The organism is Janthinobacterium tructae (assembly GCF_006517255.1).
Taxonomy (GTDB): domain Bacteria; phylum Pseudomonadota; class Gammaproteobacteria; order Burkholderiales; family Burkholderiaceae_D; genus Janthinobacterium; species Janthinobacterium tructae.
On sequence record NZ_CP041185.1, the window covers coordinates 5,927,044 to 5,953,849 of the forward strand.

33 protein-coding genes are annotated in these 26,806 nt (G+C 57.3%); 12 read left to right on the forward strand and 21 right to left on the reverse strand.

Annotated elements, in window-relative coordinates; all coding sequences use genetic code 11:
• Positions 1–74: 74 nt before the first annotated feature.
• The 12 genes from FJQ89_RS26175 to FJQ89_RS26230 form a co-directional block, all read right to left on the reverse strand.
• On the reverse strand, positions 75–569 hold the full coding sequence (locus FJQ89_RS26175) for a hypothetical protein (protein WP_141172292.1): 495 nt from the start codon (positions 567–569) through the stop codon (positions 75–77).
• Positions 556–4,638, reverse strand: coding sequence for an RHS repeat-associated core domain-containing protein (locus tag FJQ89_RS26180; RefSeq protein ID WP_141172293.1), 4,083 nt, complete (start codon positions 4,636–4,638; stop codon positions 556–558). The genes FJQ89_RS26175 and FJQ89_RS26180 overlap by 14 nt, the downstream gene beginning before the upstream one ends.
• 135 nt (positions 4,639–4,773) lie before the next feature.
• On the reverse strand, positions 4,774–5,241 hold the full coding sequence (locus FJQ89_RS26185; protein ID WP_141172294.1) for a phage virion morphogenesis protein: 468 nt from the start codon (positions 5,239–5,241) through the stop codon (positions 4,774–4,776).
• Entirely contained in the window at positions 5,238–5,726 is a 489-nt protein-coding gene (locus tag FJQ89_RS26190) for a phage tail protein (RefSeq protein ID WP_141172295.1), read from the reverse strand. The genes FJQ89_RS26185 and FJQ89_RS26190 overlap by 4 nt, the downstream gene beginning before the upstream one ends.
• Complete coding sequence (locus FJQ89_RS26195; protein WP_141172296.1) at positions 5,710–6,222, reverse strand: lysis system i-spanin subunit Rz; 513 nt, start codon at positions 6,220–6,222, stop codon at positions 5,710–5,712. Before FJQ89_RS26195 ends, FJQ89_RS26190 begins: the two co-directional genes overlap by 17 nt.
• Positions 6,219–6,779: a glycoside hydrolase family 108 protein gene (locus tag FJQ89_RS26200; protein ID WP_141172297.1), complete on the reverse strand. Its 561-nt coding sequence runs from the start codon at positions 6,777–6,779 to the stop codon at positions 6,219–6,221. Before FJQ89_RS26200 ends, FJQ89_RS26195 begins: the two co-directional genes overlap by 4 nt.
• Entirely contained in the window at positions 6,779–7,150 is a 372-nt protein-coding gene (locus FJQ89_RS26205) for a hypothetical protein (RefSeq protein ID WP_035820867.1), read from the reverse strand. Before FJQ89_RS26205 ends, FJQ89_RS26200 begins: the two co-directional genes overlap by 1 nt.
• A gap of 64 nt (positions 7,151–7,214) precedes the next feature.
• Complete coding sequence (locus tag FJQ89_RS26210; protein ID WP_141172298.1) at positions 7,215–7,424, reverse strand: tail protein X; 210 nt, start codon at positions 7,422–7,424, stop codon at positions 7,215–7,217.
• Positions 7,424–7,927 (reverse strand): head completion/stabilization protein, encoded by a 504-nt coding sequence (locus FJQ89_RS26215; RefSeq protein ID WP_141172299.1) that lies wholly within the window; start codon positions 7,925–7,927, stop codon positions 7,424–7,426. Before FJQ89_RS26215 ends, FJQ89_RS26210 begins: the two co-directional genes overlap by 1 nt.
• 106 nt (positions 7,928–8,033) lie before the next feature.
• Positions 8,034–8,750 carry a phage terminase small subunit gene (gpM, locus tag FJQ89_RS26220; protein ID WP_141172300.1) on the reverse strand — a complete coding sequence of 239 codons (717 nt, stop codon included), beginning with the start codon at positions 8,748–8,750 and terminating at the stop codon, positions 8,034–8,036.
• Complete coding sequence (locus FJQ89_RS26225; protein WP_141172301.1) at positions 8,750–9,769, reverse strand: phage major capsid protein, P2 family; 1,020 nt, start codon at positions 9,767–9,769, stop codon at positions 8,750–8,752. Before FJQ89_RS26225 ends, gpM begins: the two co-directional genes overlap by 1 nt.
• Positions 9,770–9,818: 49 nt before the next feature.
• Positions 9,819–10,622 (reverse strand): GPO family capsid scaffolding protein, encoded by an 804-nt coding sequence (locus FJQ89_RS26230; protein ID WP_141172302.1) that lies wholly within the window; start codon positions 10,620–10,622, stop codon positions 9,819–9,821.
• A 136-nt stretch (positions 10,623–10,758) separates the two neighbouring features.
• Here FJQ89_RS26230 and FJQ89_RS26235 point away from each other — a divergent pair, with 136 nt between their 5' ends.
• The 5 genes from FJQ89_RS26235 (at position 10,759) to FJQ89_RS26255 (ending at position 15,446) form a co-directional block, all read left to right on the forward strand.
• Positions 10,759–12,558 (forward strand): terminase ATPase subunit family protein, encoded by a 1,800-nt coding sequence (locus FJQ89_RS26235; RefSeq protein WP_141172303.1) that lies wholly within the window; start codon positions 10,759–10,761, stop codon positions 12,556–12,558.
• Positions 12,555–13,619, forward strand: coding sequence for a phage portal protein (locus FJQ89_RS26240; protein WP_243136278.1), 1,065 nt, complete (start codon positions 12,555–12,557; stop codon positions 13,617–13,619). Before FJQ89_RS26235 ends, FJQ89_RS26240 begins: the two co-directional genes overlap by 4 nt.
• A complete protein-coding gene (locus FJQ89_RS26245) occupies positions 13,616–13,831 on the forward strand; it encodes a hypothetical protein (protein WP_070346144.1) in 216 nt (71 codons plus the stop codon). Before FJQ89_RS26240 ends, FJQ89_RS26245 begins: the two co-directional genes overlap by 4 nt.
• A gap of 431 nt (positions 13,832–14,262) precedes the next feature.
• Positions 14,263–15,015, forward strand: a complete 753-nt coding sequence (locus tag FJQ89_RS26250; protein ID WP_141172305.1) for a hypothetical protein — start codon at positions 14,263–14,265, stop codon at positions 15,013–15,015.
• On the forward strand, positions 15,012–15,446 hold the full coding sequence (locus FJQ89_RS26255) for a hypothetical protein (RefSeq protein ID WP_141172306.1): 435 nt from the start codon (positions 15,012–15,014) through the stop codon (positions 15,444–15,446). The genes FJQ89_RS26250 and FJQ89_RS26255 overlap by 4 nt, the downstream gene beginning before the upstream one ends.
• A gap of 364 nt (positions 15,447–15,810) precedes the next feature.
• Here the strand turns inward: FJQ89_RS26255 and FJQ89_RS26260 are convergent, their stop codons facing one another.
• Positions 15,811–16,605 carry an alpha/beta fold hydrolase gene (locus FJQ89_RS26260; protein ID WP_141172307.1) on the reverse strand — a complete coding sequence of 265 codons (795 nt, stop codon included), beginning with the start codon at positions 16,603–16,605 and terminating at the stop codon, positions 15,811–15,813.
• A gap of 94 nt (positions 16,606–16,699) precedes the next feature.
• Here FJQ89_RS26260 and FJQ89_RS26265 point away from each other — a divergent pair.
• A protein-coding gene (locus tag FJQ89_RS26265) for an IS3 family transposase (RefSeq protein ID WP_423245175.1) occupies positions 16,700–17,958 on the forward strand; the annotation gives its coding sequence in 2 pieces (ribosomal slippage) (positions 16,700–17,048 and positions 17,048–17,958; 1,260 coding nt in all).
• Positions 17,959–18,194: 236 nt separating this feature from the next.
• Positions 18,195–18,587, forward strand: a complete 393-nt coding sequence (locus FJQ89_RS26270) for a GFA family protein (protein ID WP_141172308.1) — start codon at positions 18,195–18,197, stop codon at positions 18,585–18,587.
• A 177-nt stretch (positions 18,588–18,764) separates the two neighbouring features.
• Here the strand turns inward: FJQ89_RS26270 and FJQ89_RS26275 are convergent, their stop codons facing one another.
• Both FJQ89_RS26275 and FJQ89_RS26280 read right to left on the reverse strand, forming a co-directional pair.
• Positions 18,765–19,148 carry a cytochrome c gene (locus tag FJQ89_RS26275; RefSeq protein ID WP_141172309.1) on the reverse strand — a complete coding sequence of 128 codons (384 nt, stop codon included), beginning with the start codon at positions 19,146–19,148 and terminating at the stop codon, positions 18,765–18,767.
• A 202-nt stretch (positions 19,149–19,350) separates the two neighbouring features.
• Complete coding sequence (locus FJQ89_RS26280) at positions 19,351–19,716, reverse strand: hypothetical protein (protein WP_141172310.1); 366 nt, start codon at positions 19,714–19,716, stop codon at positions 19,351–19,353.
• Positions 19,717–19,976: 260 nt separating this feature from the next.
• Between FJQ89_RS26280 and FJQ89_RS26285 the strand changes: the two genes are divergently transcribed.
• The 4 genes from FJQ89_RS26285 (at position 19,977) to FJQ89_RS26300 (ending at position 21,735) form a co-directional block, all read left to right on the forward strand.
• Positions 19,977–20,384, forward strand: a complete 408-nt coding sequence (locus FJQ89_RS26285; RefSeq protein WP_141172311.1) for a GNAT family N-acetyltransferase — start codon at positions 19,977–19,979, stop codon at positions 20,382–20,384.
• Positions 20,385–20,414: 30 nt separating this feature from the next.
• Positions 20,415–20,885: a hypothetical protein gene (locus tag FJQ89_RS26290; RefSeq protein WP_141172312.1), complete on the forward strand. Its 471-nt coding sequence runs from the start codon at positions 20,415–20,417 to the stop codon at positions 20,883–20,885.
• A 94-nt stretch (positions 20,886–20,979) separates the two neighbouring features.
• Positions 20,980–21,177, forward strand: coding sequence for a DUF3079 domain-containing protein (locus FJQ89_RS26295; RefSeq protein WP_096234537.1), 198 nt, complete (start codon positions 20,980–20,982; stop codon positions 21,175–21,177).
• 63 nt (positions 21,178–21,240) lie between these two features.
• Positions 21,241–21,735 (forward strand): prolyl-tRNA synthetase associated domain-containing protein, encoded by a 495-nt coding sequence (locus FJQ89_RS26300; protein ID WP_141172313.1) that lies wholly within the window; start codon positions 21,241–21,243, stop codon positions 21,733–21,735.
• Positions 21,736–21,744: 9 nt separating this feature from the next.
• Here the strand turns inward: FJQ89_RS26300 and FJQ89_RS28520 are convergent, their stop codons facing one another.
• The 4 genes from FJQ89_RS28520 to FJQ89_RS26315 form a co-directional block, all read right to left on the reverse strand.
• Positions 21,745–22,059 (reverse strand): hypothetical protein, encoded by a 315-nt coding sequence (locus FJQ89_RS28520; protein ID WP_243136281.1) that lies wholly within the window; start codon positions 22,057–22,059, stop codon positions 21,745–21,747.
• Positions 22,060–22,185 carry a hypothetical protein gene (locus tag FJQ89_RS28630; RefSeq protein ID WP_279239616.1) on the reverse strand — a complete coding sequence of 42 codons (126 nt, stop codon included), beginning with the start codon at positions 22,183–22,185 and terminating at the stop codon, positions 22,060–22,062.
• 91 nt (positions 22,186–22,276) lie between these two features.
• The gene (locus tag FJQ89_RS26310; protein WP_141172314.1) at positions 22,277–22,747 is read right to left on the reverse strand and encodes a GNAT family N-acetyltransferase; all 471 of its coding nucleotides are present in this window, start codon (positions 22,745–22,747) and stop codon (positions 22,277–22,279) included.
• A 47-nt stretch (positions 22,748–22,794) separates the two neighbouring features.
• The gene (locus tag FJQ89_RS26315) at positions 22,795–23,454 is read right to left on the reverse strand and encodes an XAC2610-related protein (protein WP_141172315.1); all 660 of its coding nucleotides are present in this window, start codon (positions 23,452–23,454) and stop codon (positions 22,795–22,797) included.
• A 173-nt stretch (positions 23,455–23,627) separates the two neighbouring features.
• Between FJQ89_RS26315 and FJQ89_RS26320 the strand changes: the two genes are divergently transcribed.
• Complete coding sequence (locus FJQ89_RS26320) at positions 23,628–24,284, forward strand: tetratricopeptide repeat protein (protein WP_168208528.1); 657 nt, start codon at positions 23,628–23,630, stop codon at positions 24,282–24,284.
• Between the two features lie 6 nt (positions 24,285–24,290).
• Here FJQ89_RS26320 and FJQ89_RS26325 read toward each other — a convergent pair whose 3' ends face one another.
• Both FJQ89_RS26325 and FJQ89_RS26330 read right to left on the reverse strand, forming a co-directional pair.
• Positions 24,291–25,259 carry a ribonuclease Z gene (locus tag FJQ89_RS26325; RefSeq protein WP_141172317.1) on the reverse strand — a complete coding sequence of 323 codons (969 nt, stop codon included), beginning with the start codon at positions 25,257–25,259 and terminating at the stop codon, positions 24,291–24,293.
• A gap of 46 nt (positions 25,260–25,305) precedes the next feature.
• On the reverse strand, positions 25,306–26,805 hold the full coding sequence (locus FJQ89_RS26330; protein ID WP_243136283.1) for a metal-dependent hydrolase family protein: 1,500 nt from the start codon (positions 26,803–26,805) through the stop codon (positions 25,306–25,308).
• Position 26,806: the final 1 nt, after the last annotated feature.

The following is a 26,806-nucleotide window of genomic DNA, read 5'->3' on the forward strand; positions in this document are numbered from 1 at the left end:
TATTATCTACATGATAATGCGGAAGAAGTTGAAATTAGTTTTGATAAATTTTCGTTTCCAAAAGTATAAATTTCTTAGTGATTCTCACTTTTTTTAACGATGTTGGAAATTAATTTTCCACTATGGAACAGTGAGTAACTGTCTAAATCCGTATTGTTCTCAATTCCTATTAGGTTGAGAAACCAACCTTCACTAAATTCCAAATTAAGACCGCCGTACTCATTGGTGATTCTTGCGAAAACTATAGATTTTCCGACTAATATATTAAGCCCATAAAGCATTTTTCCATTTTTCTCATTGTTATCGTTGCTAGTGCAAATTATTTCATTTTCATGTAAAACATTCCATTCAGAATGCTTTACAAATATCACAAACTCGCCGTCAAATTGTCGTTGCTCAAGAGATAATGTAGAGTTTTTCAATGGTCGCTCCCTCCGAATTTTACCTCCGAAATAGAAGGAAACCATAGAGCCAGTGCCTGGGCCGGCGATAATTGACCAACAATCTTTCCCAATGAGTCTTTCATAGAATTCATTAGCGGAATTTACTGTGTATTTAATATCGTCCATTGGCAATCTCCCTGGCAATTTCTAAAATTTCCTGATAGTTGTAATTTTGTCCACTTATTTCATCGTGAAGTATACGTTGCTTACTATCGTCGAGTCCAAATTTAGCAGCTGCGTCCTTTGCCTGTTTATTTTGATCTTGATTATTTCCTGGCATGCCTCCATCGCCTGCTCCTTTTTTCGCATTCTTCATGCTGCATTTACCAAAAGAATCGTTTTCATTATTCCTGTTGGCGGCCTTAATTGCATCTGCAAGCTTGCTGGCAGCTTGGTAAGCTCTGTAAGTCCGATAACCTGTATAGGCAACTCTTCCGGCAACTATTACCGCAGGTACAAAGAAAAGTTCCCCTGTTGGGTCAACATACGATAGCGGATTTCCATTTACGTATGCATAAGTATTCGTACCGCCCGCCAATCCAATCGGATCACTCTGCAAATACCGTCCCAGTGACGCATCATAGTAACGATTCCAGTTGTACCACAACCCTGACTCGGTATCGTAGTACTGCCCCGGGAATCCGACATGCATGCCGCCGATATTGTCGACGATGACGGTGCGGTCAAATGCGGCATTGGTGGCGCGCCAAGCGACGGCGCCGCTGGCATTGGTCAGAACTTCAGGGCGTCCTAGATGGTCATTGTGGCTGGCGTAGAATTGGCCGCTGCGCGCCACGCCCAACAGCTCTCCGCCGAGCCAGACGTAACTGGTATTCACAGGGTTCAACTCGGCTAGCAACTCTCCTTGTAGTCCATAGATCATGAAGGTATTGCTTTTTGCGACACGCTGATTGAGCGCATTACTGCGATAAGCAACAATATTGCCATTGATGTTTATGCCGTAAATCCGGTTAAACACATCATACATATATACTCGGCTGCCATCGTATCGTGAGTCGGTGACAACATTTCCAATTGCGTCATACGTAAAATTTCGAACCTGGTTATTGCCATGCCACGATACAAGCCGGTTGCTGCTGCTATCCAATACAAAATTGTAGGCAACATAATTGCGAATATGAACCGTACGATTGCCTGCCTGATCACTGGCAAAGTACTGCGGGTCACCATTACGCCATATATTTTTAACCCGATCAGCCATGTCGTAATCGAGTGTCTGTGACTGCGCCGGGTTGCCGTAGTCGGTCATCTGCGTGACATTATTCACAGAGTTATATCCCATATCAACATGGTGTGGGCCACCAGCCAGTAACCTAATACGGCCATCGGCATCATAAGTAACCCTGCGCGGCTGGTTGTTTCCGAAACGCCAGGCATAACGCTTGCCGCTGACGGGCTGATAGAGAAACGAATCAGCGATAGTGCTCCACGCGCCCTGACTGGTCACTGACGAGACACGCCCTACACCGTCATAGTGATAATTGATGACCAGACCAGTTGGGTAGGTCATGCTAGTCAATCGGCCAACCGCATCGTAATTCCAACTTGTCGTAAATACGTTACCATAAATCGTATTTACCTGCTGGATGATTTGTCCCGCTGCGTTATAGCTATACGCAGTTTTCCCTGTACCATCGCTGAAGCCCGATAAACGTCCCTTGCCATAAGCGCCTTGATCATAGATAAATGTATCGACATAACCACCGCTGCTGCGGGTAGTCTTGCGTCCCAAGGCATCCCACGTATATTGAATGACGATGCCGGCAGAATTTGTTTCACTCATGAGGCGCCCTGCACTATCGTAGGCATATGTCGTCGTGCCCGTATCCGGACTGACGACGCTGGTAACCTGGCCAAAGCCGTTATAGGTGTAACGCGTTTGCAGCGGCCGCGGATCGGTCACTGATGCCAGGTTGCCCTGTGCATCATATTCCAGGACCGTCGTGCCGCCATCAGGCGCGGTGCTGCCCACCAGGCGGTTGGCGGCATCGTATGTATACAGGCTGACACGCTCTTCGGCATCGCTGCTGCTCGTCAAATTGCCATTGTTATCGTAGCGTTTTTCGACACGTTGGCCATTGTTGCCCAACTGGGTGTATGGACGGCCCAATGAATCAAGAATAGTGGTACTGCTAAATTCCGTGGTGCCCACTGCGACTGGCACTGAGCCATTGATGTCGGCATAGTGCCTGGGGGAGCTGGTTTTCACAGTGTTGTCAGTTATGTTCACTGCTCTCAGCTCGACCTCACCCAGCGCGTCACCGACTGATTCCAGCCGGCCAGCTGCGTTATATTGGTAGCGCGCCATGCTACCGTCAGGATAAGCTATCGTACTAGGCTGACGAGCATGATTGTACGTATATGTTGTTGTCCGAACACCGCCACTTATATTTTCCACAGCGGTGAGTAAATTACTCTTTTCATCATACGTGTAGTCGGTCGTAACGCCATTTACATCGACCAACCGGCTCGGAAATCCTCGTCCGTTATAGGCCGAATACTTCACTTGATGGCCTAGCGCATTAGTGACTGATGTAAGATTCGCTGCGCTATCATAGGCGTAAATTGTAGACGAAATCGCACCCGGCAAGGTTTGATTGACTGTGTACGTATTGGTTACGCCAGATGGATAATATGTATACTGATATTCAAATTTTCGTTGGCTACCCGTCAAAATATCCGTTACTGTTTCAGATGCGAGACGATTCAATCCGAATCCACTGGAAAAGTATGTATAGGCAGTACTCGAAATATTTAATCCAGAAGAATCGTAAAAGTCTACTTGGATTAAGTTATTTCCATTCCATGTGTAAATTTGTTTTTCCCCCAATGACGTACCTGCTGCATTAGTCAACTGCAACAGTTTTCCAGTCGCATCGTAAGTATAATCTTTTTTTACTCCATTCCAATCCAACGTATAGTCTACCCAGCCATTGGAGTCATAGCTTGTATGTGCATTGGCAGCGGAACATGTACTGGAAGCCGCTCGTGAAACAGTACTTAGTTTAAGCGCACCTTGAACTGGGGCAAATGTATAGGTGGTTGTCTGATTGGTTGAATTTTTTATTGTTGTTGAATTGTGTGCGTAAGTAAAAGTATCATTTTCCTCGCCTCCGGTAAGTGAGCTTACATGCACACGTTTATCTGCATAATAGCTATAGGTGCTGTAGCGCTCTCCATTAATTGACAATCCTGTTAAAAGTGAATAATCAATGTTGGGGCTTTCATAGTGATATGTTCGAATATCTGGTGATGTTCCTGGTGAGGTGACGGATGAAAGTAAATTGACATTGGCGTATTGGTAGCTCCACTCATTTCCGTCTTGATCACGAGCCTTCGATACGTACCAGTCTGGATTGTAGGTGAAATCAATAAAATTACCCGCAGCATTACTTACTCGACTTGGGAGCTTATTGTTGATGGTGTAGTTAAATTTCAGAAGGTTGACGCCGCCTCTGGTATTGATATTCTGGATTACGCCGAGCGTGGAGTAGTTATATATTAACGAATCTGTGATTAATTTATATCCATTTTCGGGGGAATATGTCATTTTCCCCATTGCGGAAGAATTATTGACGGTGTAGGTGAAGTTATAGGCTGCATTGGATTTGAATGTATATCTTGCGCCATCAGGTAAGGTGAATACCACTGAGGTTGGCATACACTTATTTGGGTAGTCTGAACTCCGAAAGCAACCAGATGTTTGCAGTGGAGCGTAATCATAGGTGGAGTTCCAGCGATTACCGAACATCCGCGCAGAAGTATCAAAGCTTTTATAGGTTCTATCAAGTCCCATACTAAATTCGCCCTCGGCCACTATGTCATGCTCAGTCTTGAATTTCTCGCCCGTAGCAATGATCACAGGATTCGATGTCGAGGGACTTTTCCCTTCGCAATCGTTTGGTGCCGTGTTGGCATCTGAGCTTGACTTCTCCTTCGCCGGTGAACTGCGACCCCCACCCGAATTTCCATTTTTCGTACTATACGATCCATAGGTGCGCGGTCGAGTATCGCCGTAATTTGGAAGTCGCTCGTCATTAACGTAAACCCTATCCTCATAAGCACGAGGCGGGGGATTTCCTTTTTCGTTCGCGGCGACGGCAACTGAAGTAATTCCACTCAAAACAAGTGCAGCGGATATGTTAAACCAAACATGATTTAGACAAATTTTCAAAGACCCTCCGATTAGTATTCGTCAAATATAATTTCAAAGCATCAATTTGAAATGTATTTTTAAAATCTATTTTTGTCAATCTTTTATTCTTGCCCAATTTTTCCTGATGTCAGTTGAAGTTTGCATTGAAGTATCTTAGTTTTTTTCCGTATGACGCAGCAGAGATTCGCGTATCAACGTTCGATCCGGGTCACTCAAGCCCAGCAGCGGCCGCTCGGGGTATTTGTAGGCGGGCCCTTTTTTTGACACGCGGTCTTGCTGGCCAAACTGATGGACCCGCGCCACGCGCGCCACCCAGCCAAAGAAGCCGACTTCGATCTGGTCGCCGCTCGCCTTCACTCTCAGGTGTTTCGCGGTGCGGATCTTGGCGAACATCGCCGCCTTCTGCCGCTTGATCCGTCCATTCTTGCCCTTGAATTCCTTGCGTTGCTTGCGCGCCGGGTAGGCCGTGCCATCCGGCCCTTGCTGCGCCTTGATGCGCTGCGCCTGGCTGCGGCGCAAGTCGATGGCCACCTTGTGATTGATGGTGCGGCGCTGGGCCGGCTGCAGCTTGGCCAGCAGGGCGCCGGCCCAGGCTTCCAACGCTTGCAGGTCGTCACTCATGCTGTCGCCTCGGGCGTGCGCCATTCGGCCAGCAGGGTGTCGCCGTCATACAGCTTCCAGAACTCGTCTGCGTAGGCGGGCATGTGCTGTATCTCGGCCAGGTGCTTGATATCGAGGCGGCCCGCCTCGCCGGCCTTGACGGCCACGCGCTCGGTCAGGTCCAGCTTGATCGAAATATCGACCGTTTCATGGTTATTAAAATCGACTTCGAAGGCGATGCCGTGCTTGCGCGTTTCCTCGTTGGCCATCAGGTCGAGCTGATGCACTTTCAGCCAGGCGATCAGGGCCACCATGATGGCGTCGGCGTCGCCCGCGTAATCGGTGACGATCAGATTGAGCTTGAAGCGGTATTCGAAGGAGAGGGAGGCGGTGGCGGTGGCCACCACGTTGCCCTCGTCGGCGAAAACCAGCAGGCGGTCGGGATCGCGCCGCAGGTCGGGGATGGCGGCGGCCAGGTGCTGGCGCAGGCTATTCGGTTTGTACATGGTAGGTGTCTCGCACGGTGTTATAGGCGTCGATGCAGGCATTCAGCTGGCGGGTGGCGTCGTCGCCGTCGCCGGCAATGGCGTCAAGAGCTGTCGCAGTCGCTGGGTCAAGTTCGGCGCGCGCTTGGTGCTGATGGCTTGCGGCAGCGGCGGAATCTGCAGTTGCGGTGCAGTGGCCGCTGGCGACGGGGATTGACAGGCGCACAGCGCCGCTGCGCACGTCATCGTTAAAACGGTCACGCTCAGTTTTTGCATGGGTTTGATCCTGGGTAAGGTGGTCGGCGCGCTGCACCAGGGCTGCGCCGGTGGCGCGTTCCAGCGTCAGCACGCGGGCGGTGGCTTGGGCCAGCGCGGTGGCGGCGGTCGTGTTGGCAGTGGCCGCCGCCCGGTGCAGTGCGGCGATGCTGGCATCCTTGCGCCAGCCCTGCGCCGTCCAGCCTGCGATGGCGCCGCACAGGAGAACGGCGGCCAGCGGGCGCCAGGTGGTCGTGCTCACATGGCCACCCGTTCCTTGATCCAGCCGAACAGAAAACGGCGCTGGGTCTTGTTGGCCTCCGTGATTTCCAGGTAACGCGCCGCCTGCAAGCCGTTCAAGGCGCGCAGCAGCACGGCGGCGCCATCCTGGCCGCGCCATGTCAGGAAGGTGGCCAGCGCACCCAGCGACTGCACGCCCAGGCGGCCGTCGACGAACAGAGCGGGATAGCGCGCGCCCGTGTCATTGAAACCGTTCAGCCAGCGCTGCAGGAACTCGGCCGCGCGGTGCGGCCCCATGTTGACGCCCGTGTCGATCACTTCGGCGCCGATGCCGGCGTGCAGGGCCAGCACCTGGTCGAACTTCGGTTCCGTGATGTAGCGCGCCGTGTAGATGGCGCGCGCCACCGCCACGGGCAGGTCGCGCATCGGCCCTGTGTAGCCGTTGGCGCGCGCCACCGCCACGGTGATACCGTAATTGGTTTCGCCGCCCTTGTCTTGCGGGTCGTTCACGTAGCCGCCTTCGGCGCGCAGGATGGCGTCGATAACGCGCGCGATCAGTGGATTGTCGGTGCTGGCCATCAGTGTTCCTTCGCGTCTTTGACCAGCTCGGCGATGTCCTTGTCGCTGCGGCGCTGGAACCACAGGGCCACGGCGCGCGATACCCACCAGCCTGGGGCGCCGACGATCAGGTCGATGGCGGAGGCGTTGACCATGGCGCCGATGGCTGGGAGCTGGGCGCACAGCAGTTGATACACGGTGCCGCCCAGCAGGCACGAGAACACGCCCGCGCAGGCCAGGCGGGCGACGAATTCGCCCTTGTTGAAGGTGCCGTCGCTGTTCAGCGGCGGCAGCACGATGTACAGCATGGCGGCGCCGACCATGCCCAGCGCCGCCTTGAAGCCGTACAGTTTGACCAGGGTGGCGAAACCACCAAACGATTCTGCGGACATTTCTTGATACTCCGGGGTTAGGGGTGAGAGATTTTTCATGTGGGTAAGAAGGTGGATTGCTGCGTTAATCCCATAGCTGCACGATGTCAGCCACCTGGCCCGTGCTGGGCGCCGGCTCGGGCAGGGTGACGACCAGGCCGGCGGGCAGCACGGCGCCGTGGCGCGCCAGCGCGGGATTCATTTCCAGGGTGTGCTCGACGTATCCCGCGCCGTCGCCCAGGTAGCGCCACACCAGGGCGTCTACGGTGTCGTGTTGCTGCGTGCGTACCTGCATCAGATCAATTCCACGGTCAGATGCGTGCGCCCGACCATATCGGCAATCGCCCATTGCGCATTGCGCCGCTGCGCGCCGGGCGCCTCGTCCAGCCACTCCATGCTTTTCTTGTCGCTGACGGATGTGGCCGTGCTGTCGTAGTCGCGGTAACGCTCGATCAGATCCGCTTTGGCCGTGCTGTAGACGGCGCGCCGGTACTGCGCCAGCAGGCGGGATTCGCGGTTGATGCGCGTGGCCGGCACGTCGACCAGGGAGACGATACCGGCAGCGGCCTGCTTGCCTTGCCAGTCGGCCAGCTCGCGGTTGACCTGCAGGATGGCATCGACCACGGCTTGCACCAGGCGCGCATCGGTGACGGTGCCATCCAGGCGCATGGCGTTGCGCATATCGGTAAGCGCGACATCGGGAAACCAGCCGTCGTTCTCGATGATGCCGGGGGCCGGTGCCGGCAGCGTGGGCGTGCTGCCAGGCGGGATGGACGGGGGCAGGGCCATGAAGGACATACGGGGCGCTTTCAAAATGGGGCGGTGGACGGGGTTCATCAGGTCAAGATTGTTGCCAATGCGTTGGCCAGAATCCCCCCGTGCCGCCGTGCTGCGGGGGATGCTCTTACGTGGAACCGGCCGCGCGCTTGAGGCGCCGTTCCAGCCGTTCCATATCTTTCTTGACGCCGCACGACTCCGACAGGGCGCGCGCGCGTTTCAACTGGCCCATGGCCGTTTCCGCTTGCGCCACCAGCGCCGGGGCGATGTCGGTGTCGTCGGCCTGATCGAGCACGGCGATCATGGCCAGGCCGATGGCCTTGTGCAGCTTGGCGCGTGCCTGGTCGGGCGCGTCGCTGCCGGCCGTCAACTGTTTCACCTGGCCCAGCACCTGCGCCGCGTTCTGCGGATCGGCGGCCAGCTTGCCGTGTAAGTAGCCTTCGGCAAACTCGTCCAGCATCAGGGTGGCGATGTCGCGGCTGTAGGTATCGGGCAAGGTGAACTTGTGCGCCAGCGCGTATTCGGCCATGACCAAGGCGCGCTCATACTCGCCCGTGTCGATGTGCCACACCAGCAAGGTGGCAAACACGTCATCCTGGGCGCCCTTGCCGCCGGCCAGCACGCCGTCGATCCATTGCGCGTAATCCGGCAGCAAGGTGGCCTTGACCTCGATTTTGCGTTCGACGGACTGGATGGATTTCAGGCGACGCCGGTCGTCGGCCAGCTTGTAGAGCATCATTTCGTAAGCCGTGCCGGTGGTGACGCCTTGCGGCGGCGCGGCGCCAGCCGTGCGCTCGGCCAGCATGCGCGCGCGGTGGCGCAGGGCGGGGGACTGATTGCTCATCACTTGTCTTTCAGCTCGATGTTTTCCACCAGCGCGGCCAGGCCCAGGTCTTCGATCACGTAGGCGTCATTCGACGATTCGTAGTTTTCGATGCGGTCGCGCTTCGGCACGTCCTCGACGCGGCGGCGGCGCGCGCCTTCCTGGAAGTAGATCGACAGGTTGTCGAAGCGCGTGATGAGGATGGCGTTGTCCGGGAAGAACGGCACGCGCGCGGCCGGCAGCCCGCCGATGCGCTTCTGGCTGATGATGATGTCGGCCGCCAGCGTTTCCGTGGGCGCCTGCTTGGTGTTGACCAGCGGGAAGTATTTATCATTCAACAGCTTGCGCCCGACGATGGCCACCAGATTGGTGTCTTCCTGATACCACGGGTCCAGCAGGTTGACGGCATCAGTGACGGCCGCGTCCAGGTTGGCATAGTCGGCGCCGTCCACGTCGCCGATGATGACCTTGCCCGGCATGCCGTTGGCCACCAGGCCCAGCACGCGCTCGGGCGCCAGCTCGCGCAGGTGCTGCAGCCAGCCTTTATTGACGTCCTGCAGCAGCGGATTGGCGTCCAGGTCGGTGTCAGCCATGGCTTTCACGCCATTGAAGCCGATGACGATGCGGTCGAGCGTCTGGCGCGTCAGGATGGCATTGGCCACGCGCGACTGGAAGTCGGGGAACTTGGCCCAGGCGTCCAGCTTGGCGTAGTTCAAATGCGTGTCGAAGTTGGTTTGCTCGCAGCGGTACTTGGTGCCGTCCAGGGTGGACAGGTCGCGCGTCTTGCGTTCCTTGTCCTTGGTGTTGGTGCGGCCGGCAATCGGGCCGGACACGCCCAGACCCAGCTTTTCGCCTTCCTGCTCGGTCACGCCGATGATGTTGACCTTCGACAGGAACTCGCTCGATTCCTGCATCTTTGTTTCCAGCTTTTGCTGCACGCTGGGCGTGACGCTGAAGGTCTTGGCCACGTTGTCCGTGTCGTTCAATTGGCCCAGGCGGGTTTCATATTGGCCAAAGACCTGGCGCGTTTGCTTTTTCATAAATCAGTGCTCCGTTGTTGAATGGGGTATTGGTGGATAGCGCGGACGCTTAAAACTCGGTCTGCACGGCGCCGTCGTTGCCAGTGGCGGCCGGGCGGCGCGGGCCGTTGCCGGGCGCTTCGTCCATTTGCGCCTTGAAGGCGGCCAGCTCGTCTTGCGTGGCCTGCAACGCTGTTTCGGCTTTCTCCAGACGCACCAAGGTGCCCGTGTAGTTGTCGTTGGCGGTGACGACGTGGCCAGCCAGCGCCTCGACGGCTTCGCTGATGTCGGCGAACTGCGCGGCGTCGGCGCCGGATTTATTGGAGAAGCGCGACAGCAGGTTTTTCACGGCGTCGGCCAGCTTGGTGCCATGCGGCTCGTCAAATTCCAGCGTCACCTCGACGGCCGAAGTAAACAGGTTGGCGCTTTGCTGCTTGCGGCCGGCGGAGAATTTCAGCGCCTCGGTGCCCAGGCTGGCGGGGCTGTCGGTAACGCCCAGGCCGACCAGGTAGGGCTGCGCCGAGTCGGCAAAATCGGGCTGGATTTCCAGGCTGGTGTACAGCTTTTGTTTCGCCTTGTTGATGGCGATCAGTTCGGGCGTGGGTTCGATCTGCGCGAACAGGGCCAGTTTCTTGCCGCTGTCGGTGTCCACTTCCTCGGCTTTCACGGCGATCACGTCGCCGTAGGCCTTGAACTGGCTGTCGGGCAAGATGCCGCGAATGTGCTCCAGCCAGATGCGGGCGCCGTAGGTTTTCGGGTTGTAGGTGGCGGCGATTTGCTCGATGGTGGCGCGGTCGATGTTGCGGCCGTCCGTGGTGGCGCCTTCGGTGGCGACGCGGAAGAATTTAGATGGCTTCGTCGATGGTTTGGACATGGTGGGCGTTCTCGGTTGATCGGATAACGCCATGGTCAACGTCTTGGCGCTGCGATTCAATGCGGTGCGGGTTGCTATGGGCCATAGCGACTTTTGCCTTCCCCCGCTCCGCGCGCGCGCGGCCTACGCTGGCGGCATGCTAGTCATTGAACAAAAAACCGAAGAAATAATCGCCGAATTGGCCGTGCCCGAATCCGAGCCGCGCCGTGCGGCGCGCGCCCTGTACTGGAAGGGCTGGCGCATTTCGTCCATCGCCCGCCACCTCGGACTTAAGCGCAGCACCATCAATAGCTGGAAAGCGCGCGACGAATGGGACAAGGCGCAGGCCATCGAGCACGTCGAGGCATCGGCCGAGCTGCGCCTGGTGAAACTGATCGAAAAAGAGGTCAAGAGCGGCAGCGATTACAAGGAAATCGATCTGCTGATGCGCGCCATCGTGCAGGCGGCGCGCGTGCGCCGCTATGAGCAGCCGGGCGGCAACGAAGTCGATCTCAACCCCAAGCTGGCGAACCGCAATGCCGGGCCGAAGAAGAAGCCGACCCGCAACGACTTCAGCGAAGAACAGAAAATCCAGCTGCTCGACGCCTTCCAGGATTCGCTGTTCGACTATCAAAAAGTCTGGTATCGCAACGGCGACCAGCGCACGCGTGCCATTTTGAAGTCGCGCCAGATCGGCGCCACCTGGTACTTTGCGCGCGAGGCGCTGGCCGACGCCATGGAGACGGGCCGCAATCAAATCTTCTTGTCCGCCTCCAAGAGCCAGGCGCACGTCTTCAAGCAATACATCGTGCAATTCGCGCGCGAGGCGGCCGGCATCGAGCTGACGGGCGACCCCATCGTGCTGCCGAACGGCGCGCATCTGTACTTTCTTGGCACGAATGCGCGCACGGCGCAGGGCTACCACGGCAATTTCTATTTCGATGAATTCTTTTGGACGCAGAATTTCCAGGAACTCAACAAGGTGGCCTCGGGCATGGCCATCCACAAGAAGTGGCGCAAGACCTACTTTTCAACGCCATCCTCGACCACGCACCAGGCCTATCCATTCTGGACGGGCGAGCTGTTCAACAAGCGCCGGGCCAAGGCGGACCAGGTGAATATCGATGTGAGCCACGGCCGCCTCTCGTCGGGCTTTACGGGTGAGGACAAGATCTGGCGTCAGATCGTCACCATCCTGGACGCCGAGCGCGGCGGCTGCAACCTGTTCGATATCGACGAGCTGCGCAACTTCGAATACAGCCCCGACCAGTTCGACAACCTGCTGATGTGCAATTTTATCGACGACTCGGCCTCGGTGTTCCCGCTGGCCGAGCTGCAGCGCTGCATGGTCGATTCCTGGGTGGAGTGGGACGACTTCAAGCCGTTGCTGGGCCTGCGCCCGTTCGGCAACCGGCCCGTGTGGATCGGCTACGACCCGGCCTTGAACGGCGACAGCGCCGGCTGCGTCGTGCTGGCGCCGCCCATGACGGCCGGCGGCAAGTTCCGCATCCTGGAGCGCCACCAGTGGCGCGGCCAGGATTTCAAGGACCACGCCGAAGCCATCCGCCAGATGACCCAGCGTTACAACGTCGAATACATCGGCATCGACACGACCGGCATGGGGATCGGCGTGTTTCCTATCGTGCGCCAGTTCTTCCCAGCCGCGACGGCGATCAACTACTCGCCCGAAGTCAAAACGCGCATGGTGTTGAAAGCCAAAAACATCATCAGCAAAGCACGCCTGGAGTTTGACGCCGGCTGGACGGACATCGCGCAATCGTTCATGGCCATCCGCAAAACCCTTACCCCCAGCGGGCGCAACGTCACCTACGTGGCGGGGCGCACCGATGAAACCGGCCACGCCGATCTGGCATGGGCCTGCATGCATGCCCTCGATCACGAACCCTTCGAAGGCACTACCGACAACCACCAATCTTTCATGGAGATTTATTCTTGAGCAAAGCACGACACTTGCGCGCGCGCGGCCGCCAGGCCCAGGGCGCACCATCAACAGCGGCCACGGCGCCGGCCGCCGCCGGCATCGAGGCGTTTTCTTTCGGCGACCCCACGCCCGTGCTCGAGCACGCCGATATCCTCGACTGCTTCGAATGCTGGAAGAACGGCCACTGGTATGAGCCACCCGTCAACCTGGCCGGCCTGGCCAAGTCCTTCAACGCGGGTGTGCACCACAGCAGCGCGATCCACTTCAAAGCCAACGTGCTGGCGTCCACCCTGATCCCCAGCAAGTATCTGTCGCGCGACGCCTTCAAGCGCATGGCCCTGGACTTCCTGACCTTCGGCAATGCCTACCTGGAAGACCGGCCCAGCCGTAGCGGCAAGGCGCTGGCGTACCAGCATGCGCTGGCCAAGTACATGCGGCGCGGCATCGACCTGGACACGTATTTCTTCGTCAATGGCTACCAGGCCGTGCACCAGTTCGACAAGGGCCGCGTGTTTCACCTGATGGAACCGGACGTGAATCAGGAGCTGTACGGCGTGCCGCAGTACCTGAGCGCCCTGCAATCAGCCTGGCTCAACGAGGCGGCCACCCTGTTTCGCCGCAAGTACTACAAGAACGGCTCACACGCCGGCTTCGTGTTCTACATGACGGATGCCGCCGCCAACACCCAGGACGTGGACAACCTACGCCAGGCCATGCGCGACAGCAAGGGGCCGGGCAACTTCCGCAATCTGTTCATGTACGCGCCGAACGGCAAGAAGGACGGCATCCAGATTCTGCCGGTGTCGGACGTAGCCGCCAAGGACGAGTTTTTCAACATTAAGAGCGTCACGCGCGACGACCAGCTGGCCGCGCACCGCGTGCCGCCGCAGCTGATGGGCATCCTGCCGAACAATGCCGGCGGCTTCGGCGCCGTGGAACCGGCCGCGCGCGTCTTCGCCCGCAACGAGCTGGTGCCCCTGCAGGCGCAGTTCGAAGCGATCAACGAGTGGGCAGGCGTGGAAGTGGTGCGCTTTGCCCCGTATTACCTGGCCACGGGCGGGGAGGGCGCGGCATGAGCGATCACATCGACAACACGGACAAGATCATCTTTGCCGAGGTGGCGCGCGGCTTGGCCGCCGTGCGCGGACGGCCCGCCCTGGTGGCGCACGGCGCCTGCCACTACTGCGACGAGCCGCTGGCGCCCGGCCTGCCGTTCTGCAACGTCGATTGCCGCGACGACTACGAAAAGGAGCAGGCGGCGAAGGCGCGCGCCGGCCGTCCAGCATGACCGCCACGCCGCGATAGCCGGCAGGGCGGGGACGCGATAGCCTAGCCGCGCCAGAGCACCCCAGCCACCGCACAAGCCGCCCACGAGGCGGCTTTTTCACGTCCCGAAGAATGATGTTGCTCTTGGAGTAAGAAAAAAGCCCATTTCGGCCCGGCGCGCGCAGTTGTCCCCCCTCCACACCTGCCCGCTATATAGGGGTCTTTTGACTCAAATTTGCGCCATGGCCGAAGGCGCATGAGGACTGGCGCGGCGGGGCGAAGAGGGGGCATGCGATTTGACGCGTTTTGACGCACTTTGAGCGGTTTTTCGTGCGGGTGAGATGGGCGTTTTGAATTGCCTTAAATGTCATCTGATGCCGCTTCTAACGGGCTCAAAGGTTGCCAAAGTTAGCGAAATTGGCGTGTTTAAATTTGTATGTAATAATTCTATCTATGATCCCAATAGCCCTCACTAAAATTCAAGATGCGTTAGAAAAGCTTTCTCCCTACATGGATTTGCGCACTCCCATAGACGAAATGACGTTGCGCAGAATCAAAAATGATGTAGTGAAGAATATGGCTGTTGACCCATATCTTGGCTCTGTGGCACTTGGCAATATTGCACTCTTGGAGTGGAATGAGGCGGAAGTAAGTGCTCAATACGCGAATGTGTTGCGTTTGAGGAACAATTGTGAATCCAGAGCTTACTTTGCTATGGCATTGCAGGTGCTCGGCAAGTTCGAAGAAGCGTCCTACTATGCACGGGAGGCAAGCAAGCTTGCGCCAACTGATCTCGGCTTGTTCCGTGAGGCGATATTGTATACGTTCAATTCAGGGCAATTTGCAGTAGCTGCGAGTCTTTGTGAGGATTACAAAATGAGGTCACCCGCTCAGCCTTATCCCGATGAGGAAGCAATTTTTTCAGCATGCAAAGCTATGTCTAAGGCCGGATTAGACGAGGCGCTTTTGGTTAAATGCAATTCGATTGCATTTGAGTTGCTACGTGAGCGTAGGACTGCTTATGCCTCAACTACCGTTGAGAGTGACCTCCAGGATGGCTGCATAATTTACTTCATCAAACTTGATGAAAGTGTTGAGAAGGTTGATGAATTGGATCGCGAGTTAGGAGAGCGACTCTTCGACCGTATTCCTGAGTTTGATCCTTCTAAGTATTGGGTAGGTTACGCCGTGGAGTCGTTTCAATGACGATTACTCATGCGGATGTGCTGGGAACAGCCAAGCGGTTATCGGTGAGTTTGATTGCGGATCAGGACCCGTGTGAATCGGATCTGAGGAGTGTTGCTTCACGAGCTTACTATGCAAGTCTCCACGCTGCAATCGATGCACTTCCACTCGACCTTCAGCCGACTGAAGAAGAAAGCACCGGAAAGAGTTCACATCAGGCCGTGATCGATGCTGTAATTCGTTGGTCGAAAAGCGTTCGACCTGGACGTACTGAGGCCATTTTTGTAGCACGAAATTTGACTAGACTTAAGAGTGTACGTAAAAAGGCGGATTACTTTATTCAACAGGATTTTTCTGTAAATGAAGCTCGGAGCGCGTTGCATATAGCGACTCAAACTGTAGCAAGTGCTGAGAGAGCAGGAGCGCAAGCTAAAGTTGTTTTGACCGCTTAAAGTCAGGAATCGTTTCCGCATCGCCTGTCGACGTTGGCGAAAACAGGACATTGTAGGGCGGCGCAAAAGTCATGCATGCGGAATAGAAATTTACGTAACCTATTGAAATATTAGGATTATTTTTAAGACTTGAAAACTAGCGACGGGTTACACTGTTCGTGAGTTCGAATCTCACCGCTTCCGCCAGGAAATAAAGAAACCGCCTTCGGGCGGTTTTTTATTGCCTGGCGGAAGCGAGCAGGGCGCCTTCGCGCCCTGCGTGTGAGATTCGAAGGGCTGGGCCTACCGGCCCAGCCCGCCCCGAATCCTCCAACCGCTGCCGCTGCGCGGCAGCTCCGCGCGCCGTGGGCGCGCGTTCGTAGTTCTAATCAGCTTTCCGACTGAGCTGATGGATAAGGAAATCGTGCACCACCTCCATGAATAAAACAGGAGAATCTTTGTATGCCTCGTGCCCTGCATATGGGATGTTCATGAAGGCAGAACCTTTTATTTTATTTCGTAGTTCAGCGATGCACTTTAACGAACAAAGATGATCTTCGTCGCCACGCACCAGCAACGTTTGTGCCGTGATCTGCTTGATCAGATTGCCAGGGTAAGCGCTGTGTTTGATATCTGTCCAGAGCGATACAACCGATTTGATCAACGTATCAAAGTCTGGTTCTGGATTGTTCTCTCTGTAGTAGGAGACTGCATCGGGAAACTTTGTCTCCCAGACATCAGCCGTCACGCCACTTAACATGGGAAGGATCGGGTCGTCCGCTTCCATTTGACTTTGAGCCGCCACAGCCACCAGTCTCTTGATCCGTGCAGGGGTTTCAGCGGCCATGCGCAAGGCAGTGATACCACCGTCACTAAAGCCCAATATGGAAAAACAATCGATGTTCAAGTGCGCCAGAATAGCTTCTACATCTGCTTGATATCGTTGATAGGTCAGGCGGGATTTTCCGAGCGTCGACTTGCCGTGTCCACGAAAATCAACGCCAATCAATCTAAATTCACTTGCAAGTTGAGCGACAATGCCATTGAAGTCTGTCAGGTTGCCTAAGCCGCCGTGCAGTAACAGCAATGGACTCCCGATCGGATTTCCTATGATTTCAAAGTATATTTCGGCATCATCAACGGATAAGTACTGGCCTGAAGAATGAGTAAAAGTAGTCATGGTGAGTTTATCCCTGCAACCTTTTGAGATAGCCCCCTGATTCCCCGGACACAGCCTATGCGTTATTCTTACGGATAGTAATAGGACTGTGCATATGACTAGGAACAAGCAAACAATCGAAGTGGTAACGGTGAGCCAGGAGCGTCGCAGACGCTGGTCAGCCGAGGAAAAGGCGGCACTGGTACGCGAGACGTACGAGCCGGGCATGAACGTGTCGCTGGTCGCTCGCAAGCACGGCGTGGGGGCGAGCCAGCTGTTCAACTGGCGCAAACTCGAACGCGAAGGTGCACTGATGGCGGTTACTGCCGGCGAATCGGTCGTGCCAGCGAGCGAACTGGCAGCTGCGCGCGCCCAGATCGCACAATTGCAGCGCATGCTTGGCAAGAAGACGATGGAGGCGGAAATTCTCAAGGAGGCCGTCGAGTTCGCTCGCGAAAAAAAGTGGATTGCGCGCTCGCCCTTGTTGGGCAAGGACGACCAGTGAAGCCGGTTTGTTCTGCCCTTGGTGTAGCGCGCTCGCATGTTTCGCAAATGTTGATTCGGCCGGCCGACTGGGTCGATGGCCGCACTGTACAAACGTTCCATCAACCTGCTGACGCGATCCTGGTCGACGCGGTGCGCGCCGAGATCACCGCATTGCCAACGTATGGCTATCGCCGTGCAGGCGCTCTGGTCAATCGAACACGCGCATTGATGGGGCTGCAAACGATCAACCATAAGCGCTTTTACCGGGTGATGAAACAGAACTCTCTACTGCTGCCCAAAGCACCTAAACGGCCCGTCAGTAGCCGCGTGCACGACGGTGTGGTGTCGGTGGCCGAATCGAACCAACGCTGGTGTTCCGACGGTTTCGAGATCGCCTGCGACAACGGCGAAGTGGTGACCGGCGTGTTCATGAAGGACTGCTGTGATCGTGAAATCATCGCGTGGCGGGCGTGGGCTGAACGTGGGTTGCCTGGCGAACCGGTACGTGACATGTTGGTGGAAGCGGTGGAAGCGCGATTTGGCCAGGCCAGTGTCGGATCGACCCGGCTGGAATTCTTGAGCGACAACGGTGGCGCCTACCGGGCCCATGAAACGCACGCCTTGGTGCGCGCACTTGGGATTGAACCGGTGCACACGCCGGTATGCAGCCCGCAGTCGAACGGCATTGCTGAAAGCTTCGTGAACACGTTTAAACGAGACTATGTGAACTTGATGGACCGCAGCAGCGCAGAAATCGTTCTGGCTCAATTGCCAGACGCCTTTATGCACTTCAACGAGGTCCATCCGCATTCGTCGCTGAAATGGAAATCGCCTCGCATGTTCAGGAGGGAGCTGGCGCGCCGGGCTCAGGAAAGTGGCGCTAACTAAACGATTGGCTGTGTCTGGTTATACGGGGGCAAGATCACTTTTAGTTTTTGATGCACCGATCTTACGTGGGTTGAATGTCAGTTTTTGTCAGTATCTGTTCGGTATCTGGCCCTTGCTCCATCTCGCGCCCGCACGGTGCTTTCTGCTTTGACTTCTGAAAAATTCCTCCATGTCTACCTTGTCTGTTCAGAAGTACTGTGTAAAAATACAGTGTCAACTTTCAAAAAGGACACCTCATGATCAAAGGCAGTTGCTGCTGTGGTTCGGTAAAGTTTGAATTGGCATCACCCCCAAGCATGATGGGCATGTGCCACTGTTCTCGGTGTCGGAAGGCCGGAGCGAGTGCCTTGGCCTTTGTTGATAAGAATTCTTTTACTTTGCTGGAGGGGCGAGAATTTATTCAACGATATGAACCAGAGCCTCCATTTAAATATGCAAGAACTTTTTGCAAGAATTGCGGAACTTCGTTGGGGGAAATTGGTTCAGAGAATGATTCATTTCCAATATCAGTTAACTGCCTGGATGATGACCCTGAGGTAAGAATACAATTTCATGTTTATGTTGGCTCCAAGCCTGCATGGTATGCAATTTGTGACAATGCAAAACAGTTTCAAGAAAGTCCAACATAAATAAAAAAAAGCCAGTCAGTTGACTGGTTTTTTTATCGCACTCTTGATATTTCGAAGAATGTCGATGTTCGTTTAATGTCGCCGCATCCTGCGTGTGAGATTTGAAGCGCCGGGCCTGCCGGCCCAGCCCGATCCGAATTTTCCAACTGCAACTTCGCGACCGATCTTGTTTGAAAATCATCGATTCTTCAAAATCACACCACTCATGTATTGATTCAAGTCGCGAAAATCCTGAACCTTCCATGCGTACGGCGATATTCTTACGCCATTTTCTCGCAAAGTTTTTGGAATCAAGTCGCCATTCGGGCGAAGTATGACTGATGAAATAATAACGCCCGGATAATCTTTCAGACGTTTTTTGAAGGCGGAGGTTGTAAGGTCAGGTGTGGAAGGATTGCTTTTATTCGCCAGTGGGCCGGTTCCCTTGATATCTGTTCCATGGCACATGGAGCATCGCTGTATATAGAGATTTTTACCGTTGATATTGTCCGCGAAGGATGGTGGTGCCTGAATTGGCGATAGCATTCCTAGCGAGGCGATGAATGATATTTTGATTTTCATGTAGTCTTGCATCAATAAAATCTGAGTCAACTATTATATCTGCCGTTGTTTGGCTGCACCAGTTTAGTGATTCAGGAGCGAAATTATGCTGCCAGTGCTAAGGCGGCGTCGCGTGGCTCCGCTTATCTCCTCGGTTGAGCCGGCTACTACGACGTCCAGTACCTCTGCTCGTGTGCAATGCCATGGAATGACCCCGATGTGCTCATGTATGCGCCATCGGCCCCTTGTTGATGGGGACGAACACTACCCATTTCTTTTGTATCGTGGGCTTTACGGTCTGGTCGCAACTTACAGCAACATTCGGTCCAGACAGGCCATGGCTCTTCGGAACCCATTTCACGCGCAGAGATCCCGCACATTTGGCCACCAGAATCTTCCGGTTCGGCTCCATGGCTTGCCACTTTGTTCCATTTTTTAGATTCTCTGCTGCAATGAACTGTACCGCAGCCTCCCTTATCTCAAACAATCCATGTATGTCACCTCGTGTCCTATCCTCGTCAAGCGTGCTGGCAAACACCGATGAGGCACCCGCAGCAAGAAAAAAGGCGCCAGCAATGGTGGTGTTCACGCGTTTATTCAATCGTAACGGTAGCAGCATATTTATAATCCTTGCCAAGTTTGTTTTTTATCGGATAAGTTTCAGCGTGCCTGCTTGCGTGACCTGGCCGCTTCGGTCTTGCTGAGCGTTAAATGCGGGCATGCATCTTGTCTACGGCGCGACTGGAGCCTCATGACGCGCCAGCCTCTGCCCGCAAGACAGAACCGCCTATTGCGCCATTATTTGGCAGAAGCGGTTTCCCATACGGATCTCTTTACACTCGTGAACCAATGAAAAACATCACTGTCGAATACCGTCATAACTTTCCTCTTGATCCGGCGGATGTCGTTCGCGTGTTCGATCACTCCGGCATCAAGCGGCCCACAGGCGAGCTCCCGAGAATTGCGCGCATGTTTGCCGCGCCTTGCCTGTTGCTGTCGGCATGGGTGGATGGCGAGCTTGTGGGACTGGCCCGGTCGCTGACCGACCATGCGTATTGCTGCTATCTCTCGGACCTGGCCGTCGACAAGCACTACCAGGGCCTGGGTATCGGCAAGGAGCTGGTCAAGCGTACCCAGGCCATCATCGGCGATGAAGTGTCCCTGATATTGCTCTCCGCTCCCGATGCCATGTCCTACTATCCTACGCTCGGTTTTGAACTCGCCGGCAATGCATACGTCATTCGGCGCAAACATTGAGTGAGCGCTTACAAGAACTCTTGCACCCTTATGATACCTGTCTACACCCTCGCCGAAGCCCTGGCACAAGACCCCGCTCGCGTCACCAGGACGCAATCGCTCACCCTCGACAGTGCCAAGCCCCTCATGGGACTGAAAGGCAGGCACGGCCTGTTTGCCTCGGACGCATGGTGGGACAGCATCAAAGCCGGCCGCATCCAGACGCAAACGGTGACGGTCAGCATCGAACGCACGTATTTCGCGGGCCAGGACAGCCGCCGTGGCGATCAGATCAACAGCTTCACCCTGCGCCTGGCTGACGGTTCGACAGTCAACGAAAGCATCTATACGCACCGCAAGCAGGACATCGCGCTGTTCGTGCCCGGCGCCATGGTGACGATGGTGTATGCGCTGGACGAACTCAAGGAACAGCCGGCTTCGGATGGCAGTGTCAATGTCGCGCGTATCGTGCTGGAAGTGTACTGCGCTTTGCCGCCACTCCGCCCATCTGCGCAGAATTGATCCCGAACAAGTTTCCTGCCGAAATTCGTTTGACCGCCCCCCGCGCCAGGTCTAGAGTCGTCGACGAGACCTCAACCGACTGCATCCCCACGCCATGGCCAAGCCTTTTCCCTTGAACCCCAAGAATCCCGAACGCATCTGCTGGGGTTGTGACAAGTATTGCCCGCCGGACGCCATGCGCTGCGGCAATGGTTCCGAACGCACGCAGCATCCTATCGAGCTGTTTGGGGAAGGCTGGAATGACTGGGGGCTGGCGGCCGCTGACAAGAAAGAGGACGAAAGCAAGCCTTAAGGCAAGCGCACCACGCGGCGCGGCGCTACAATTCCCCATCGCACCAGCGCTGAGAAAATCACCATGCAAGAAACCCTGTCCCGCTGGCTGGCAAGCAGTGCCGGTGACTACACCTTGGTCGAACACCCGGCCGTGCACACCATCGATGAAGCACTGAACCACGTGCCGGCCATGTCCGGCCTGATGGTGAAAAACCTGTTCGTGCGCGACGAGAAGGGCCGGTGGCATTTTCTCGTCATCGTGCCGTTCGACAAGCGCATTGACCTGGCTGCACTGGGGCGCTTGCTGACGGTCAGCAAGTTGAGCATGGCCTCGCCCGAGCGCCTGCTGCAGCACCTGGGCATCACCCCCGGCTCCGTCAGCCTGTTTGCCTTACTGAATGACAGCGCGCACACGGTGGAACTGGTGCTGGACCAGGCCGTATGGGAAGCTGATTCTATGCAAGCACATCCGCTGCGCAACGCGGCCACGGTGGCGCTGTCGCATGCCACCTTGGCCAGTTTCCTGGTGCATACGGGGCACGTGCCGCGCATCGTGACGGTGCCGGCGGCTGATTAAACGGTCGCCTCAGTGCCCGGCTACGGGCGCGCCGCCGCTGCGCCGTCCCGGCCGGAAACCGTGCGCGCTGGCCGACCAGGCGACCGTGAAAGCCAGCACCAGCAACGCCACCATGGCCCAGGGAAAGGCGCCCGCGCCCCAGGTTTCCAGCAGGGCGCCACCCACCACGCCCGCGGCTGCAATCGCCCCATTCCACGCCACCACATTCATCGACAAGGCCACGTCGGCGCCGAAGACGAGCCGGACCAGGTCGATGCGCCCCGTCAATCCGGCAGGGGCCACGAACGGGGCGATGGAGGTGTAGAGAATGTTGTGCGCAAGCATTCAGGTGATGACGACGGCCAGCAAGGGGCGCACGCCCGGCGTCGTGAAAACGCGGCGCAGGGGCAGGCGCTCATGGACGGATAGTCCCGGATAGTCCGGCACCTTCGCCTGTATCCAGGCGATCATGAATAACGTCAGGGCGGAAATGATCCAGAACGCGGCGCGCCAGACGACCAGCGAACCGAGCCGGGTATCCAGCCGCGTGCCTGGCTAGGCGCTAGGCCGTCCAGCGAAACTCCAGCACATCGTCGCCATACTTGTCCGTTTCCCCCGTCGCGGTCCAGCCCAGGTAGCGGTAAAAGCCGTAGGAGCGCGAAGCGGGATCGCTGGAGCAACCGAGGAACAGCCGTTGGTGGCCCTGCGCGCGCAGTTCCGTCATCACCAATTCCAGCAAGGTCTTGCCGATGCCCAGTCCTTCGAATTCCGGCAGCAGGGCCAGGACGATGATTTCGCCCGTGTCGCGCGCGCCAAAGCAGTAGCCGACCAGCTGGCCGTCGTGGTGGCAGACCTGGCCGGGCAGGCTGCCCGAGCGCATCATCTCGGCCCAGGATTCGGCCGTGATGCCCACTTCCGCCAGGCGTTCTCTGGAAACGGCGTTTTGCCGCGTCTTGCCGCGCAATGCGATAAAGGCCGGGGTGTCGTCCGCCTTGGCGGCATGGAAGGTGATCGATGCTGGATGTGTCGTCATGTCTGCGTTCATTGTTCGATGGTGGTGAAGGATTGACTCCCCAGGATTTATTCCCAGGATTTGCGCATGATGCGCGCATGGCGCTGCCAGTCATATGCTTTTACATTGTCGATGGCCTGCTGGCCGGAATTGCCGCTATCGATGATTTCATCCTTGACGATGATCAAGTCGTTCTTATCACTCAAGCGGTATTCCCGATAGCGCTCGCAATCCTGTGCGCGCCGGGCGATGGTAATTAATTTGCTGGCCCTCCATGCATAGCTGTCCTCATAAAAGCATTGCGCCGCGCAGCCGCAATTGGCGATGCCGCCTTCGATTCTCTGGTCGGCTATGTTGATTTCCAGATTCGGAATCGCCGATAAGGGCGCGTTGAAACTGTATTGCCGCGCTGGCGCATCCCACAGCCACACATCGGAACAGCGGACGCGTCCCTGGCTATCCGTGTAACCGGTCACCCACAGGTCGGCATGGCCGTCGAAATTCATGTCCAGCAGCAGCGCATGCAAGTTGCCCGTGCCGCTGCTGCTGCAGCTGCCAGCTATCCACTGCTTGCCGATTTTTAGCCGGTAAGTCTGCTTTTCATCGTGATTGACATAGCGGATATCGGCCGCTTGCCGCACTTTGCCTGTCGCGGCTTTGTCCAGGTGCAGCGTGGCGCCATAAGCCGCGGTGGAAATTAGGGATAAAAGCAAAACAATCAGTTTCATGGAGATATTCTTGGGCTGGCACTTGTCGTTATGCCGGAATTAAACCGTGCGGTGAACGATCATAACGCAGGATTTGGGCAATGCACCACACCGTTCCCACACCGTTCCTATCGTGCATTCGGCGCGGAACAGTGCTGTGTACAATGCCCAAAATCCCCGAACAAGGAATCTTCATGAGCGTATCGACAGCATCTTTGAATGAAGCGGGCATCCTCGCTTATAACGACGGCAATTACGCCGAGGCCTTTAAACAATTCGACGCGGCTGCGCGCACCGGCGAACCGGCCGGCCAGCATTTATTGGCCAGCCTGTATTACCAGGGCCATGGCGTGATGCAAGACGTGCCGAAAGCGGTGGAACTGTTCACGGCGGCGGCGCAAGCGGGTTTTCCCCCATCGCTGGCCAACCTGGCCCTGATGTATGCAAGCGGCGATGGCGTCGCGCAAGACATGGCGCAATCGCTCGCATATGGGCGCCAGGCGGCCGAGGCGGGCGATGGCCAGTCGCAATTCAACCTGGCGCAGGCGTACCGCAAGGGTGATGGTGTACCGCAAGACTATGCCGAAGCGGCGTTCTGGTACAAGCAGGCGGCCGAAGCCGGTTCCCTGTCGGCGCAGAATGAATATGGCTTGCTGTACGCGCAAGGGCAGGGCGTCGAGCTCGATTACGTGCAGGCGTATGCCTGGATCGCCATGCCGGCAGAGGCCGGCAGCGCGCAATCGATCAAGAACCGCGACCAGTTGCTGGAAATTCTCACGCCCTCACAGCAGCAGGCGGCACGCGCGCTGGCCGCTGAATATGCTGCGCAGTACGGCGTCAATCCCCACTAACGGTTGTTAGCGGGATTTCGCCGGCAGCTTGCTGAGCACGCCGGCCGCATCGAGTTCATAGCTGTCGAAATCGCGCGCCAGGAACAATTCACCCGAGTAATGCAGCCGGGCTTCCGCTTCCAGTTCTGCCATGCCGTCCGCATTGTGATAGCGGGCGCTGAAGTGCGTCAAAATCAGATTGGGCAGGCGCACAGCTTCGGCAAACTGCGCCACGCGCTGCACGGAACTGTGCGTGGGGCCGGGGCCCACCTTTTGCAGCATCGCTTCCGTGTAGGTGGCTTCATGCACGAGCAGCTGCGCGCCGGCACAGGCGTCCGTCAGCAACGCTGGCGTGTCGTTGTCGCCGCCGATCACCACCGTGGCGCGCTGCGTTTCCACCTGGCGGAAGGCGGTGGCGCGCAAGACCGTGCCATCGTCCAGGATCGCATCCTGGCCCGCCTGCAACAGTCCCCAGGCGGGGCCGGGCGGCGCGCCCGCTGCCTGCAGGGCCGCCTTGTCCAGCTTCCATCTGCTCGTTTCCAGCGCAAAACGGTAGCCGACGCTGGGCGCGCGGTGCGACAGTGCATGGCGCGATATGGTCAAGCCCGCTTCCTCATGCACGACTGGCGCGCTGTCCACGTCGATGTGGATCAGCGGATACGTCAAAAATAGTTCCGTGTGCAGCAAGGTCGCGTCGATCCAGGCCTTGATGGCGGCCGGGGCGATCAGCAGCAGGGGTTTTTTGCGCCCCGTCATCGAGGCGCTGGCCAGCAAGCCCGGCAGGCCATAGCTGTGGTCGCCATGCACGTGGGTGATGCAGATGCCCACCAGGTCGTGCACGGACAAGGGCAGTCGCTGCAGCCGGTGCTGCGTGGCTTCGCCGCAATCGATCATCCACCAGTCGCGGTTGTGCGTGGTTTGCAGGGCCAGCGACGTGACGTTGCGGTGGCGCGTGGGCACGCCGGAAGACGTGCCGAGAAAAGTCAGTTTGAACATGCCCGCATTATGCGGCAGGCGTGCCCGCTTGCCAACGCTGCTGGCCTCAGCCTGCCAGCGGCACGCTCAATTTGTCCTTGTAGATGCGGCCGTTTTTCATGATCAGCAGCAGGCTTTCCTCGGGATGCGCGAGGAAATCGAGGTTTTTCGTCGGGTCGCCCTCGGCCACCAGCAAGTCGGCCAGGGCGCCTGCCGCCAGGCGGCCCAGGGCGCCCGGGTAGGGCGCGCGCTGGCCGGACAGGGCCAGCAATTGTCCATTCTGCCCCGTCGCCTGCGCCAGCAAGGTCAGGGGATCGTAAAAGCGCGTGAGTTTGGCCAATTGCCGGCCCTGCGTGGGCGTGTTTTTCGCGTTGAACAGGATATCCGTGCCCCAGCCCGTCTTGATGCCGTACTTTTGCGCCAGCGCATACGCCTTCACCGTGCCTTCCGAAACGATGGCCTGGCTGGCCTTGCGCGCCGCATCGGGGTAGACGTTCGCATCCGCATCCTGCAGGAACGGTTGCAGGCTCCACCATGTGCCCGCGTCGCGCATCATGCGCGCGGATTCGTCATCGGCCAGCTGGCCGTGCTCGATGCTGCGCACGCCCGCGCGGATGGCGCGCTGTATGCCTTTCGGCGTGTACACATGGGCCATCACATACGTGCCCCAGTCGGCGGCCGCTTCCACGCCCGCGCGCAGTTCGCGTTCCGAATACTGCGTGCTGTCGAGCGGGTCGTACATCGACGCGACGCCGCCGCCGGCCATCATCTTGACTTGTGTCGCACCCAGCATCAGCTGCTCGCGCACGCGGCGCAGCACTTCCGCCTCGCCATCGGCGATCATGGCCATGCCCGCCGTTTCTGCCATGCCCAGCGGTGCATTCGCCGCGCGCGGGATCTCCGAGCGCAAACGGAAGTCGCCATGGCCCGAGGTTTGCGAAATCATGGCGCCGGACGGGAAGATGCGGGGACCGTCGACGATGCCTTCATCGATGGCGCGTTGTAAGGCAAAGGCGGGGCCGCCAGGATCGCGCACGGACGTGAACCCCCGCAGCAAGGTGCGCCGCGCTTCCTGCGCCGCCACCAGGTACAGATAGCCGACATCCGACGTCATGGCCGTCACCTGGTTGATGGCGGCCAGCATGGTGTGCCAGTGGGCGTCGATCAAGCCCGGCATGACCAGCTTGCCCTGGCAATCGATCACTTGCGCGCCCTCGACTTTCTCGCCGGCCGGCAGCAGGGCGGTAATGCTTGCCCCCGTCACCAGCACATTAACACCGGAACGGGGCGCCTTGCCCGTGCCGTCGAACAGGCGCAGATTGGTCAGCAGCAGGGGGCGTTCGGAGGTCTTGGGCTGCTGGGCAATGGCGTTGCCGGTGGACAGGCCGAGGCCGACGAAGGGCGCCAGCATGGCGGCCGCGCCGCCGAGAAATTGCCGGCGCCGCATGTCGGCCATCACCCGCTGGTGCAGGATGGTAAAGATGGTGCCGCCGCAGTCGCAGGCGCGCGGTTTCAAGCCGCGCGTTTGCCACGTATCCATCAGATGCTGCTCTTGTGCCAGTGCCATC